This window comes from Pseudomonas sp. AC211 (genome assembly GCF_979258055.1).
Genome location: NZ_OZ409830.1, coordinates 13,310 through 26,533, shown reverse-complemented (window position 1 = coordinate 26,533; position 13,224 = coordinate 13,310). Strand labels below are relative to the sequence as shown.

Genomic DNA, 13,224 nt, shown 5'->3' with positions numbered 1-13,224 from the left:
AGTCCAGCAAGGAGCTTTGCCATGCACGTTCGCACCACCTCGCTCGCGTTGTCCCTGCTATGCGCCATGGGCATCGCCTCCTCGGCTCAGGCCGCCGGCACGCTGCACTTCGCCAACTGGTCGGACTACTACCCGCCAGAGCTGCTGAAAAAATTCGAAGCCGACACCGGCATCAAGGCCACGCTCGACGCCTACGACTCCAACGAAACCCTGCTGGCCAAACTCAAGGCCGGCGGCGGCGCGTACGACGTGGTGGTGCCGTCAGACAGCTTTATCGAAATCATGGTCAAGGAAGACCTGCTGCAGAAGTTCGACAAGAGCAAGCTCACCAACCTCGCCCTCCTTAAAGACACCTTCAAAACCCTGAGCTTCGATCCGGGCCACGACTACAGCGTGCCGTACCTGTGGGGCACCACGGGTTACAGCTACGACACCGCCAAGGTGCCGGGCGGCAAACTGGAAGAAAGCTGGAAGCCCTTCTTCGAGCCCGACCCCGAACTGAAAGGCAAAGTCGTGGCGTTGAATTCGATTGAAGAATTGTTCGTGCCGGCTGCGTTCTACCTGGGCATCGACCAGTGCACCGAAGACCCAAAAGCCGCGCAGAAAATTCAGGATCTGCTGCTCAAGCAGAAACCCTCCCTGGCCATGTACAACAGCGACGGCACTATCGAGCGCATGGCCGCCGGTGAAGTGACGATGCACCAGCAATGGAACGGCGCCTTCCACCGCGCCCAGGCCCAGCGCGCGAGCCTGACGTACGTGTACCCGAAAGAAGGCATTCGGGTGTTTATCGACAACTTCGCCATTCCCAAGGACGCCACCAACGTGGCCGAAGCCCACGCCTTCATCAACTGGATGATGAAACCGGAAAACATCGCCGCCGCCTCCAACTTCGCCAAGTACAACAACGCCATCGAAGGCTCGGACAAGTTCATGGACAAAGAACTGTTCGACGACCCGGCCATCAACACCCCGGCCGACAAACTCGACCGCCTGAAACCCTTCGAACTCTGCTCCCCCAAAGCCCTGGCCCTGCGCGCCAAGGTGTGGACCAAGTTGAAGAAATAAGCCGAAAACCGCGCCTGCGGTGATCCCTGTAGGAGCGGCTTTAGCCGCGATGCTCGTGATCTAAGAGCATCGCGGCTAAAGCCGCTCCTACAGGAAAAACCATAACGACAAACCCTCTTTCACAGGCCTGCTCCTGAGGGCACCCCCATGCTGACGATTTATAGCGACGACCATCACCTGCACCACGGCAAGTACGAGTTGATCGGCGGCCAGTTCACGCCGTGTTTTGAGATGCCCAGCCGCGCCGACATGGTGCTCGACCGCGCCAAAGCCGTGGGCCTGGGCGATGTACACGCGCCGCTGGATTTCGGCTTGGCGCCGATTCGTCGAGTACACACCGAAGGCTTTGTGCGCTTTCTGCAGAACGCCTGGAGCGACTGGCAGGCCATCGGCCGCCAGCACGACATGCTGCCTATCGCCTGGCCGACCCGGCGCCTGCGTCAGGTAGAACCGACCGCCATCGACGGTCGCCTGGGCTATTACTCATTCGATGCCGGTGCGCCGATTACGGCGGGTACGTGGCAGGCCATTCTGAGCTCGGCGAATGTCGCCCTGACCGGCCAGGCCGAACTGGCGAAAGGCGCGCGCGGGGTGTTTTCCCTGTGCCGGCCGCCAGGTCACCACGCGGCCGCTGACTACATGGGCGGTTATTGCTACCTGAACAACGCCGCCATTGCCGTGCAGGCCTTGCTCGACCTGGGCGCCAAGCGCGTGGCCGTGCTGGACGTGGATTACCACCACGGCAACGGCACGCAGGATATTTTCTACGAGCGCGCCGACGTGCTGTTCACCTCGATTCACGGCGACCCACGGTTCGAGTATCCCTATTTCCTCGGTTTCGCCGATGAGAAAGGCGCCGGCGTCGGCTGCGGCTTCAACATCAATTACCCACTGGCCGAGGGCAGCGATTGGTCGGTGTGGAGCCTGGCCCTGGCCGACGCCTGCCGGCAAATTCAGGCCTACGCGCCGGATGCGTTGGTGGTGTCGCTGGGCGTGGACACCTACAAGTCCGATCCCATTTCGCAGTTCAAACTCGACAGCCCCGATTACCTGCGCATGGGCGAGATCGTCGGCAAGCTCGGCTTGCAGACGTTGTTCGTTATGGAGGGCGGCTACGCGGTCGAGGAGATCGGCATCAACGCCATCAACGTGCTGCAAGGGTTCGAGAGCGTCGCCTAAGCGCGCGATGTGTCAGCCACAAAAAAGCCCGCCCCGGTGGAATGCCAGGGCGGGCTTTTTGCGGCGCAGTGTTTACATCACTTCGACGATATCGACGTCCACTTCGCGGCTCATCAGATCGCGCTCGACTTCGCCGGTGAGCTTGACCTTGGCACTGTCGGAGATGGCTTGTGGCGGCCAGTCTTCATCGTCGATTTCCACTTCGATGGTGCCGCTGGCGTCTTTGAATTCGTAGCGATCACCTTTCAGGCGTTTGACGATCTGGCCTTGCAGCACCACCGGCGCATCGTCGGCGGCATCCAGCGCAGCGGCTACGCTGGTGATTTGCTGGGTGGCGCCAGGGCCGGTGTAACCGCCGGCGGCCACAGCGGCGCCGGACAGCAATGGAATAAACAACAGGGCGAGTGCTTGGGTTTTCAGTTTCATCAGGACAATCCCGTTCTGGTAAATGACGGGGTCAGGTTAAGCAGCGCACCTGAACTGAAACTGAATAGCGCCTTAATCGAAGCTTAAGACGGGTCGGCCGGTTTCTCTTTGCGGAACACGTAAAACAGGTTCGGCTCGCTGACCATATAAATGGTGCCCTGCTCATCGATGGCCACGCCTTCGGCGCGCGGAATGCTGTCGTGCAGGCCGTTCATGCCGCCGTACAAACTGATAAAGCTGACCGGCTGACCGTGCTCGTCCATTTCCAGCAGCAACTTGGATTGGGCCGACAACACCAGCGAATGGCCGGTGCGCGGATCGACGCTCAGGGCCGAGATATTGCGCATATACAGCTGGTCGCTAGGCAGCGGCTCCATCTGCCCGGCCAATCCTGCGGTGCCGTCACTGCTCCAACTGAACAGCGCCGTTGGCGAACGCTCTTTGCCCAGCAGCAGGCGCTTCTGCGCGGGATCCCAGGCGATGCCTTCAAAGCCTTTGTTGCCGGACTCGGCGTAGCCCAGGTCGAACTCGCGGGTGTCGATGGCGCGCAGTTCCAGCGCCACCGGCCCGAGCTTGAAAATCGACAGCGTACGGCGGCGCTCGTCGGTGATCGCCATGTTGCCGTTACTCAGCATCGCCACGCCCTCGGGGTTGGAAAAACCAACCAGGGCAATGCGCCGCAGCACTTCACCGTCCAGGCTCAGTTCCACCAACAGCGGCTCTTTGCCGGTAACGGTGAACAGGGTTTTGGAGTCGGGGTTGTATGTGAGGTCCGAGGTTTCATCGTCCTCGAGGTCTTTCAGGGGTTTGGCTTGAATCACCGGGCGGTAGCCGGGAAGCCAGATGCTGGCTGCGCGCTCGGCCGGGTCGAAGTTGTCTTCATCCGCCCAGTACTTCACCTGGCCAAGCCAATGCTGGGTGTAGGTGAGCACCGCAACGGTGAGCAGCACAAAGGCGAGCAGCAGCCAGGGCCAGTTGCGACGAAACGAAAAGGAGCGAGCGGTGGGCATGGGACGTTCTCTGTTACTGCAGCAGCAAGCTAGCCGCCAAAGCAGGAGATTACGGTTTGATCATCCGTGAACAACCGCGAACCCGCGCAAAGCCGGCGCGGGCAGTGCCGAACTGTACATCAGCCGTTCGCGGTTATCCCACCCATTAGTAATTACAGCGTTTGTACGCAGCGCCGCTTACAGAACGCGGGTCGTCACGCTCGAATGGCCGACCAGTTCGAGCAGCAATTCATCACCTTGGTTCAACGGCCCAACGCCGGCTGGCGTGCCAGTGAGAATCACGTCACCGGGCTGCAAGCTGAAGTGCCCGGCAATGTGGGCAATGATCGGCATAATCGGGTTGAGCATCGAGGCGCTGGTGCCGTCTTGGCGCACTTCACCGTTGATGCTCAGACGAATGCCGATCTCGGTCAGATCGCTGACCGCATCGCTGCTGACAAAAGGCGCCAGCACGCAGGCACCGTCGAACGATTTGGCCACTTCCCACGGGTAACCCTTTTCCTTGAGCTTGGCTTGCACGTCACGCAGCGTCAGGTCGAGGGCAGGAGCGAAGCCGGAGATGGCGTCGAGCACTTCTTCCTGATTCGGTTTACGCGACAGCGGCTTGCCGATCAGCACAGCAATTTCCGCTTCGTAATGCACGCCGCCACGGTCGGTCGGAATGCTGAAGCCGCCCTCGGCTTCCACCACGCAGCTGCCCGGCTTGATAAACAGCAGCGGCTCGGTGGGCACCGGGTTGTTCAGCTCTTTGGCGTGCTCGGCGTAGTTGCGGCCAACGCACACCACTTTGCCGATGGGGAAATGGATGGTGGTGCCGTCGAGGTAGCGGTGTTGGTAGCTCATGAGTGAATCTCCAGAAAGTGCGATCCCTGTAGGAGAGGCTTCAGCCTCGAGCTTTTGAAACATCGAGGCTGAAGCCTCTCCCACAGAGAGCAAAGCGGCTTACAAGGCGAAAATCTTGCCCGGGTTCATGATGCCGTTCGGGTCGAACGCGGCCTTGATGGCCTTCATGTAACCGATCTCGGCCTCGGAACGGCTGTAGGTCAGGTAATCGCGCTTGGTCATGCCCACGCCGTGTTCAGCGGAAATCGAGCCGTTGTACTTCTGCACGATCTCGAACACCCACTTGTTCACCGTGGCGCACTTGGCGAAGAACTCGTCTTTGCTCAGGTTGTCGGGCTTGAGGATGTTCAGGTGCAGGTTGCCGTCGCCGATATGGCCGAACCAGACGATTTCGAAATCCGGGTAGTGCTCGCCAACGATGGCGTCGATGTCATGCAAAAACGCTGGCACCTGGGCGACGGTCACGGAGATGTCGTTCTTGTACGGCGTCCAGTGAGAGATGGTTTCAGAGATGTACTCGCGCAGCTTCCACAGATTCTGCAGCTGCTGCTCGCTCTGGCTCATCACGCCGTCCAGCACCCAGCCTTGCTCCACGCAATGCTCGAACGTGGCGAGCGCCGCTTCGGCGACTTCTTCGGTGGTGGCTTCGAATTCCAGCAGCGCATAGAACGGGCACTCGGTTTCGAACGGCGCCGGCACATCGCCACGGCCCATGATTTTGGCCAGGGCTTTGTCGGAGAAGAATTCGAAGGCGGTGAGGTCGAGCTTGTTCTGGAAGGCGTGCAGCACCGGCATGATCGAGTCGAAATCGGCGGCTCCCAGCACCATGGCGGTAAGGTTCTGCGGCGCGCGGTCGAGGCGCATGGTGGCTTCGACGACAAAACCCAGCGTGCCTTCAGCGCCAATAAACAGCTGACGCAAGTCGTAGCCGGTGGCATTTTTGATCAGGTCTTTGTTCAGCTCCAGCAGGTCGCCTTTGCCGGTGACCACTTTCAAACCGGCCACCCAGTTGCGGGTCATGCCGTAGCGAATCACTTTGATGCCGCCGGCGTTGGTGCCGATATTGCCGCCAATCTGGCTGGAGCCAGCGGAGGCAAAGTCCACCGGGTAGTACAGACCTTTTTCTTCGGCGAACATCTGCAATTGCTTGGTCACCACGCCTGGCTGGCAGACGGCGGTGCGGTCGAATTCGTTAAAGCTGAGCACCTGGTTCATGTAGTCGAACGCCACGACCACTTCGCCATTGGCCGCCACGGCAGCGGCGGAAAGCCCGGTGCGCCCGCCCGATGGCACCAGCGCAACCTTCTGTTCATTAGCCCAACGGACGATCGCCTGAACCTGCTCGGTGGTTTTCGGAAACACGATGGCCAAAGGCGCAGGGGCGAAGTGTTTGGTCCAGTCTTTACCGTAGGCGTTCAGCGAATCGGCGTCGGTAAGTACCTTGCCAGGCTCGACCAGGGTCTTGAGTTGTTCAATCAGGGCAACGTCGGTCATCTACGGAACTCTCATGCAATTCATGGTCGCCCTGAGAACCTTTCAGGTCGCAACCGAGCAAGTAAAAAGGAAGACATGCTAGCATACGCCCCCCGCGAAACGTGCTCTGTGCTCGGTTTTGCGGCAGCGGCGCGACGCCGAAACGGGCTGCCCGCGACGCTGGCTTTCCCTGACTTTTCTACCGGGACAAACAGGTACTCAGATGAGCAAGACCTCTCTCGACAAGAGCAAGATCAAGTTCCTTCTTCTCGAAGGTGTGCACCAGAACGCTGTCGACACGCTGAAAGCGGCCGGCTACAGCAACATCGAGTACCTCAAAGGCGCGCTGTCGGACGCTGAGCTGAAAGAAAAGATCGCCGACGTGCACTTCATCGGCATCCGCTCGCGTACCCAGGTCACCGAGTCGGTGTTCGACCATGCCAAGAAGCTGATCGCCGTCGGTTGCTTCTGCATCGGCACTAACCAGGTCGACCTCGACGCCGCCCGCGAACGCGGTATCGCCGTATTCAACGCCCCCTACTCCAACACCCGTTCGGTGGCCGAGCTGGTACTGGCTCAGGCAATTCTGCTGTTGCGCGGCATTCCCGAGAAAAACGCCTCGTGCCATCGCGGTGGCTGGATCAAGTCCGCCGCCAACTCGTTCGAAATTCGTGGCAAGAAGCTCGGTATCGTCGGCTACGGTTCCATCGGCACCCAGTTGTCGGTTCTGGCCGAAGCGCTGGGCATGCAGGTGTTCTTCTACGACACCGTGACCAAACTGCCGCTGGGCAACGCCACGCAGGTTGCCAAGTTGCACGACCTGCTGGGCATGGCCGACATCGTGTCGTTGCACGTGCCGGAACTGCCGTCTACGCAGTGGATGATCGGCGAAGCCGAAATCCGCGCGATGAAAAAAGGCGGCATTTTGATCAACGCCGCACGCGGCACCGTGGTTGAGCTGGACCACCTGGCCCAGGCGATCAAAGACGAACACCTGATCGGCGCGGCCATCGACGTGTTCCCGGTCGAGCCGAAGTCCAACGACGAAGAGTTTGAAAGCCCGTTGCGTGGCCTGGACCGTGTCATTCTCACGCCGCACATCGGTGGTTCCACCGCCGAAGCCCAGGCCAACATTGGTCTGGAAGTGGCAGAGAAGCTGGTTAAGTACAGCGACAACGGTACGTCCGTGTCTTCGGTCAACTTCCCCGAAGTGGCCCTGCCGGCGCACCCGGGCAAGCACCGTTTGCTGCACATCCACGAAAACGTTCCGGGTGTCATGAGCGAAATCAACAAGGTGTTCGCCGACAACGGCATCAACATCTCGGGTCAATTCCTGCAAACCAACGCCAAGGTCGGTTATGTGGTGATTGACGTGGATGCGGAGTACTCGGACCTGGCGCTGGAAAAACTTCAGCACGTGACCGGCACCATTCGCAGCCGCGTTCTGTTTTAACTAAACGATCGGCTGCGCGTCGGCCGGGCTGCGTTGAAATCGGTTTTTGAATGCTCATTGGCTACAGCCAACTCCGCTTAAAAAACCGATTTCGCCTTGCCCGACTCTAGCTCGCTCGATCTTGATCGCTGTAATGAAAAGGGAGGCTTCGGCCTCCCTTTTTTTTGCCTGAGATATCCCTGTGGGAGCGGCTTCAGCCGCGATGCTTTTTTGACTTAAACAGCACCGCAGCTAATCCGAATACCGCCCAGCCGCTCCCAAATAAGCGCTATTTCACCGTGATATTAATCACCGGCGAAACCACCGGCAGCGGCGCAAGCACGCCGTTCTTGTCGGTCTGTACCAGCTGCAAGCGGTGCGGGCCGCTGGGCAGGATGAATTTCTCGGCTTTGTCCTCCGACAGCAATCGCACCTGGTCGCTGCGCAGCACCGGCATGTTGGACGACACCGGCGGGGCGTCGATCAGCAGGTGAATTTCGTTGTCCGGCGCGCTCATTACCGGCGGCGACATGCCTGGCGTTACCGTCACGGTGCGCAGGCCGAATTTAATCGCGAAGGGGCGATCCACGGTGGCGCCGTCATGGGGTTCGATAAAGTACAGCTGCGCCGTTTGCGTCACTTCAATTGGCACGGCGGGCTCGGGGGTGGTGGCGGCCACGCTGGCGGAACTGGCGCCCAACGCCATGGCCATCAACAGCGCAGCCTGAACGGCCGGGGTGAACAACTTCATGTGCATGGTTGAGCCCTCCTGGATCCTTATAAGAAACCGCCCGTTGTCCGAGCTGCTCATTTAATGACCACCAGAGTGTAGGACGGTTCAGGCATAACGCCCGCGCTTCAAGCGCCCGGCTCCAGCGTTGGCGGGCGTTCCAAGTCACCGCCGGTAACACGGCCAGAACCGGCCCCTATCGAAGGTGTGGCTTGGCCGGCAATAACCTGCAAAAGCCCGGTTTACGCGGCTTTCAGGCCCATCCTTCGACGGGAACCCGCGCGCGCCGCTGGCGCCTTGCCAAGCCGCTGGCCAGACTGCCGGTCGCCCATCAAGGAAGTGCCGCCATGATAAAAACAATCGCACCTGCCGCTCTTGCTCTACTGCTCGCCACGCCCTGCCTGGCCGACTTGCAGCCGCTGGACAATCCCGCCCTGAGCGACGTGGCAGGCCAAGCGGGCATCAGCATTCGCCTCGACTTGCAGGCGCGCATCAACCAGATCCGCTTCAGCGACACCGGTGGCAACGTGTCGCTGCGCAACGTGAAAATCGACAACGGCTGCGTCACCGCCAGCGACTGCCCCAACGGTGCAGGCGGCAGCTTTGCCCTGGGCCCGGCGCAGTTGGGGTTGGTGCTGCCAATTTTTGGCGTTAACCAGCCCACCCTCATGGTCGACGTGGTGACCGGCGCCAACGGCCAGCAGCAGCTGCAATTCACCCTGCCGGATCTCACCACTATCAACGAGCAACTGATCGCCAGCGGTCTGCCGGCACAACGCATCCGCCTGCGCGTAGCCAGCGACATGTTCGTCGGAGAGAGTCGTTTGGGTAGTTTGGAGGTGCGCGATATCACCGATTTGCACGGCACGATCAAGGTGTGGGGGCACTGATCGCAACAGACGCCGGCCGCCCTTCGAAAACAGCGGGGAGCTAGGCCTCTCGGCGACGAAACCAACCCGTCAACGACAACCGCTCCCGCGTCGCCGGCAGCACTTCATGGGGCAACTCGCCTGACATGAAAATCACCAGTCGCCCGCCCAGGGGTGCGATGTCGTAGGCCTGCTCGGCGGGGTAAATGCGCAACGCCCCACCCTGCTCGGCTAGCCAGCCTTCGTTCAGGTACACCACGGCCGACACGGTGCGGCGGTCGTCATCGCGAAAACGGTCGACATGGCGCTGGTAAAACGCACCAGGCGGGTACAGCGCGAAGTGGCTTTCGTAATCGTCCAAGCCCAGGTACAGCGCTTGGTTCAGCGCCAGTCGCAGTTGATCCATCACGCTCAGGTAGGCATCGGTGGCCACGCTTTCGCCCGGCTCCAGCCATTGAATGCTGTCGCCGCGCACGCCTTCGCGCACTTGCGTGGCGGCACCCCGGCCGACACCCGCGCGCGCCAGGCGGCCATCGGCGGCACGTTGTTGGCACTCAGCGGCCAGTTCGCCGGTCAGAGCCTGTGGAATAAACAGGTCGTGCTGCGACCAGCCCTGGTCGGCGAGGTTGTCGACAAGGGTGGTCAGCAGCGCGTGATCGAGCAGAAGCGTTTCGGATGGAGTGGGCATGCCGGCGATTCTATCAGCGCCGCTCACGCGCCTCGACAAGCCCACGCCATGCCGCTGAAAATAGCGGCCTGCCCGACAGGAGTCTTTATGCGCGCCCTCTTTGCCCTCGTCTTGTTGTTTTGCACCTTGCCAAGCCTGGCCGACGAGCACAGCCAGCTCTATGAAACCGCCGGCTGGCCGCAACAACGCGCGCACTTCAACGCGGCCCTGAAAGCCGCACAGGAACGCTACCGCGCCAGCCTGCCGGACGCCGTCTATCAAACCCTGGTCAACAACAGCAACCAGCGCTTCGCCCCCGAGGCGATGGACCAGCGCGGCGAAGCCACCCTGCGCGAGAAACTGCCCAACCCGGCGCCGGCGTTGGCGTTTTTCCAGTCGCCGCTGGGGCGCAAAATTGTTCAGGCCGAAGTTGATGCCACCCGCCCGGAAGAACTGGCCCAACACGCCAACGGCATTCCGCGCATTCAGGCTGAAGCCACTCGCGCCTTATTGATTCGCCACCTGGCCCAGGCGCTGCCGGCCAAGGAAGCGGGCGCCGAAGTGAGCTTGGCGCTGGCTGGGGTCGCGGCCGACAGCCTGAGCCAGATGATTCCCGGCCTGCTCGGCGGCGGCCAGGCGCAAGGCATGTTGCAAAGCCAGCGCCAGCGGTTGATGCAGCAGATTGGCGCCGACGTCGATAACACGCTGCTGTACGTGTACAGCGGCTTGTCCGACCCGGAGCTGGATGAGTTCGTGGCGTTCGCCGAATCGGCCGACGGCAAGGCCTACTACCAGGCGGCGCTGGAGGCGATGCGCGCAGGCTTGGCGGTGGGCCAGCCGGCAGCGGTGGCGAACCCGGCAGCCAATCCGGGTATTTGAGCTGCAACAATCAGCGCGAAAACTGCTCACTCAAAAACGCAAAGTAGCGCTGGCGAATCTCCGCGCTTTCATTGGCCAAGTGGTGCCGCCCGCCTTCCACCATCAGCACCGTCACCTCGCTGAACTTGCTGCGCAGCACCTCAAGGTTGAAACGCCAGTCCACGGTCATGTCCGCATCGCCTTGCACAATCACCACGCGCCGCTGAATCACCTTGGCCCGTTCGATACCCGGCACCCAGCGCGATAACGCGCCCACCCAAGCTGTGGGCAAACTCAGAGGTTGCAGTGGATCAGCCTGAATAAAGGTGAGGAATTCCGCGTCATTGGAGTTAGGGCTGAAGCGCCGCGGAATTTCGGTGACGAAGTGGCGCAGCACGCGGTAGCTGAGCTTCGACCAGCCCCACGCACGCGGGCGCACCAGCGGCGCCAGCAGCAGCACTTCACCGATTTCGGCACGCACCGGGTCGTTCAGCAAAAAGTCGACGATGATCGCCCCGCCCGTGCTCTGTCCGCATAGGTGCCACGGCTGCGGCAAATCGAGGCTGGCGGCTTCGGCCAGCACAGCCTTGAACACGGCCTGGTACTCGCTGAACTCGCCAATGCTGGCGCGCGGGCCGCTAGACAAACCATGGCCCGGCAAGTCGCAGGCCAGCACGGCGAAGCCCATGCCCAGCGCCCAGGCGATTACGTGGCGATACAAGCCCATGTGGTCGTAATAGCCGTGTTGCAGCACCAGCGTGGCGGTGGGCGCGGGCGGCAGCCACAGCTGCGTCACCACTTCGTAATCGTGAACCGTCACCACGCCGAGGCGGCAGGTGGCGCCGGGAATATTCAGCCCATAGAACTGCCGATAAACCTGCGCCTCTGGCGGCTCGGCATGCGCCGCGGCCAAGGGGTGCAATTGGGCGCGCAGGGAATCGGGCTGAACGGGTTCTGACATGGGGCATCCGTGGATGTCGAGGAAAACGGGCGGCCCAACAAACGGCGCCGCAACGGCTGGGAAGTTTCAGCCCCGCAGCCTTCCGTGGCAAGCTAGCAACCCGCCACCGAACGATTTGCCATGCGCCCCAGCCGAAAAGCCGTACTCGCCACCTTGCTTGCCATTGTCTGGCTGGGCGCCATGCTCAGCGCCTTCTGGTGGTATGAAGCGCGCTACATTCGCCCGTTCGCCGAAACCACCGCGCTGTTCTCCGGCGACCCGCTGCAGCTACCCGCGCAATTGGCCGGGCCGGGGCCGATCCGCGTCGTGCATTTCTGGGACCCCGCCTGCCCCTGCAACGTCGGCAACCAGCAGCATCTGGCCGAGCTGCTGGCGCGCTTCGGGCCACAAGGCGTGGCCTTTTATGCCGTGCAAAAACCCGGCAGCAGCGGCCAACTGCCAGACACCCTTAGCGCCCTGCAACCGCTCACTGCCTTCCCCGGCGCCGAACATTTGCCGGCCAGCCCAGCGGTGGGCATCTGGGATAAAAACGGCAACCTCGCCTACTTCGGCCCCTACAGCGAAGGCGCCACCTGCACCTCCAGCAACAGCTTTATCGAGCCAATTCTGGAAGCACTGGCCCAAGGCCGCGCCGTAAACGCCACGCACACGCTGGCGGTGGGCTGCTTCTGCCAATGGGCTACGCCGGCGGCCGCGCCCTGAGCTGATACGCCTGCGGCGTCATGCCCTGCCAGCGGCGAAAGGCGCGGTAGAACGGCGACAACTCGGCGAAGCCACAGGCGCGCGCCACTTCCCGAATCGGCTGGCCCGCTTCCAGCAGTTGCATGGCGTGCTGGCGCCGGACTTCTTCGTGCAGTTCGCGAAAGCTGCTGTTTTGCTGCGCCAAGGCGCGCTGCAAGGCGCCCGCGCTCAGGTGCAGCGCTTCGGCGCAATTGAGCAGGGTGCACAGCGGCTGGCCCACATGCACGTGCAGCCAGTAACGCACCCGGTTGAGCAATTGGTTCTCGCCCAGTTCCTGCAATTCCAATTCAGCCTGCTGGCTAAGCAGGGCAAACAGGCGAGGGTTGGCGCTGCGCGAGGGGCGGTTGAGCAGGTTGCTGGAAAACAGCAGCGCGTCGTGGGCCTGGCCAAAGTTGGGGGTCAGGCCGAACAGGCGTTTGTGTTCACTGAGCCGACGTGGCGCGAGATGACGGAACTCCACGCCCAGCACGCGAAACTCTTCATCGGTGACGCTGCCGAGCATCTTGATCAGCAGCAGCGCCAAGCATTCGATCTGCTGGCGCAACGAGCCAAAGCCTCGGTAGTTGAGGTCCAGCACCAGGCGTGCGGTGTCGCCGTGCTCTTCGAAATGCGCGGCAAAACCGCCGGACAGAATGTGCTGATAGCGCACAAAGCAGTGCAGCGCTTCGCGTAAGTCGCGGCTGGCCAGCAGCAGGTAACTGACCACGTCCAACGGCCGTGGCTTCATGACTTCGGCGAGGTGCAGACCGATATCGCAATCGCCAGTGAGGTCTTGCAGGGCTTCCCAGAACAGCGGCGCGTTGTCGTGCTCCTCGCGCCCGGACACCGACGGCGCCGCCAGGGGCACGCCCTGATAAGCGCGGCGGTAGGTGTCGGTCGGGTCCCAACCCAGGCTCATCAGCCCTTCGTACAACAGGCGGCGCATGGTCGGCGAATGGGTGAGCACGGCAGCGGTGGTGGACATGGG

The 13,224-nt window shown here is 61.7% G+C and carries 14 protein-coding genes; 6 read left to right on the top strand and 8 right to left on the bottom strand.

The genetic code is table 11. From position 1 onward, the window contains the following. Positions 1–21 precede the first annotated feature (21 nt). Positions 22–1,068, top strand: coding sequence for an ABC transporter substrate-binding protein (locus ACZZZP_RS00120; RefSeq protein WP_463384471.1), 1,047 nt, complete (start codon positions 22–24; stop codon positions 1,066–1,068). 147 nt (positions 1,069–1,215) lie between these two features. Beyond that, complete coding sequence (locus tag ACZZZP_RS00115) at positions 1,216–2,247, top strand: histone deacetylase family protein (protein ID WP_463384470.1); 1,032 nt, start codon at positions 1,216–1,218, stop codon at positions 2,245–2,247. Positions 2,248–2,319: 72 nt separating this feature from the next. Here ACZZZP_RS00115 and ACZZZP_RS00110 read toward each other — a convergent pair whose 3' ends face one another. The 4 genes from ACZZZP_RS00110 to ACZZZP_RS00095 form a co-directional block, all read right to left on the bottom strand. Continuing rightward, a complete protein-coding gene (locus tag ACZZZP_RS00110; RefSeq protein ID WP_463384781.1) occupies positions 2,320–2,667 on the bottom strand; it encodes a NirD/YgiW/YdeI family stress tolerance protein in 348 nt (115 codons plus the stop codon). An 89-nt stretch (positions 2,668–2,756) separates the two neighbouring features. Next, on the bottom strand, positions 2,757–3,683 hold the full coding sequence (locus ACZZZP_RS00105) for an SdiA-regulated domain-containing protein (protein WP_463384469.1): 927 nt from the start codon (positions 3,681–3,683) through the stop codon (positions 2,757–2,759). Between the two features lie 177 nt (positions 3,684–3,860). Beyond that, positions 3,861–4,526 (bottom strand): fumarylacetoacetate hydrolase family protein, encoded by a 666-nt coding sequence (locus ACZZZP_RS00100; RefSeq protein WP_463384468.1) that lies wholly within the window; start codon positions 4,524–4,526, stop codon positions 3,861–3,863. A gap of 99 nt (positions 4,527–4,625) precedes the next feature. Further along, positions 4,626–6,020, bottom strand: a complete 1,395-nt coding sequence (locus ACZZZP_RS00095; RefSeq protein WP_463384467.1) for an FAD-binding oxidoreductase — start codon at positions 6,018–6,020, stop codon at positions 4,626–4,628. A gap of 202 nt (positions 6,021–6,222) precedes the next feature. Between ACZZZP_RS00095 and serA the strand changes: the two genes are divergently transcribed. Next, positions 6,223–7,452, top strand: coding sequence for a phosphoglycerate dehydrogenase (gene serA / locus ACZZZP_RS00090; protein WP_463384466.1), 1,230 nt, complete (start codon positions 6,223–6,225; stop codon positions 7,450–7,452). A 268-nt stretch (positions 7,453–7,720) separates the two neighbouring features. Here the strand turns inward: serA and ACZZZP_RS00085 are convergent, their stop codons facing one another. Next, positions 7,721–8,188, bottom strand: coding sequence for a DUF4399 domain-containing protein (locus ACZZZP_RS00085; RefSeq protein ID WP_463384465.1), 468 nt, complete (start codon positions 8,186–8,188; stop codon positions 7,721–7,723). 320 nt (positions 8,189–8,508) lie between these two features. Between ACZZZP_RS00085 and ACZZZP_RS00080 the strand changes: the two genes are divergently transcribed. Next, positions 8,509–9,051: a DUF6160 family protein gene (locus ACZZZP_RS00080; protein ID WP_122497658.1), complete on the top strand. Its 543-nt coding sequence runs from the start codon at positions 8,509–8,511 to the stop codon at positions 9,049–9,051. 40 nt (positions 9,052–9,091) lie between these two features. On the opposite strand, the gene ACZZZP_RS00075 is transcribed toward ACZZZP_RS00080, so the two are convergent. Next, a complete protein-coding gene (locus ACZZZP_RS00075; protein WP_463384464.1) occupies positions 9,092–9,718 on the bottom strand; it encodes a 2OG-Fe(II) oxygenase in 627 nt (208 codons plus the stop codon). A gap of 87 nt (positions 9,719–9,805) precedes the next feature. On the opposite strand from ACZZZP_RS00075, the gene ACZZZP_RS00070 reads away from it, so the two are divergent. Beyond that, positions 9,806–10,576: a hypothetical protein gene (locus ACZZZP_RS00070; RefSeq protein WP_463384463.1), complete on the top strand. Its 771-nt coding sequence runs from the start codon at positions 9,806–9,808 to the stop codon at positions 10,574–10,576. Positions 10,577–10,586: 10 nt separating this feature from the next. On the opposite strand, the gene bipL is transcribed toward ACZZZP_RS00070, so the two are convergent. Further along, the gene (bipL, locus tag ACZZZP_RS00065) at positions 10,587–11,516 is read right to left on the bottom strand and encodes a phospholipase BipL (protein ID WP_463384462.1); all 930 of its coding nucleotides are present in this window, start codon (positions 11,514–11,516) and stop codon (positions 10,587–10,589) included. Positions 11,517–11,636: 120 nt separating this feature from the next. On the opposite strand from bipL, the gene ACZZZP_RS00060 reads away from it, so the two are divergent. After that, positions 11,637–12,218 carry a DUF6436 domain-containing protein gene (locus tag ACZZZP_RS00060; protein WP_463384461.1) on the top strand — a complete coding sequence of 194 codons (582 nt, stop codon included), beginning with the start codon at positions 11,637–11,639 and terminating at the stop codon, positions 12,216–12,218. Here ACZZZP_RS00060 and ACZZZP_RS00055 read toward each other — a convergent pair. Then, a complete protein-coding gene (locus ACZZZP_RS00055; protein ID WP_463384460.1) occupies positions 12,196–13,221 on the bottom strand; it encodes an AraC family transcriptional regulator in 1,026 nt (341 codons plus the stop codon). The genes ACZZZP_RS00060 and ACZZZP_RS00055 overlap by 23 nt on opposite strands. Between the last annotated feature and the right edge of the window lie 3 nt (positions 13,222–13,224).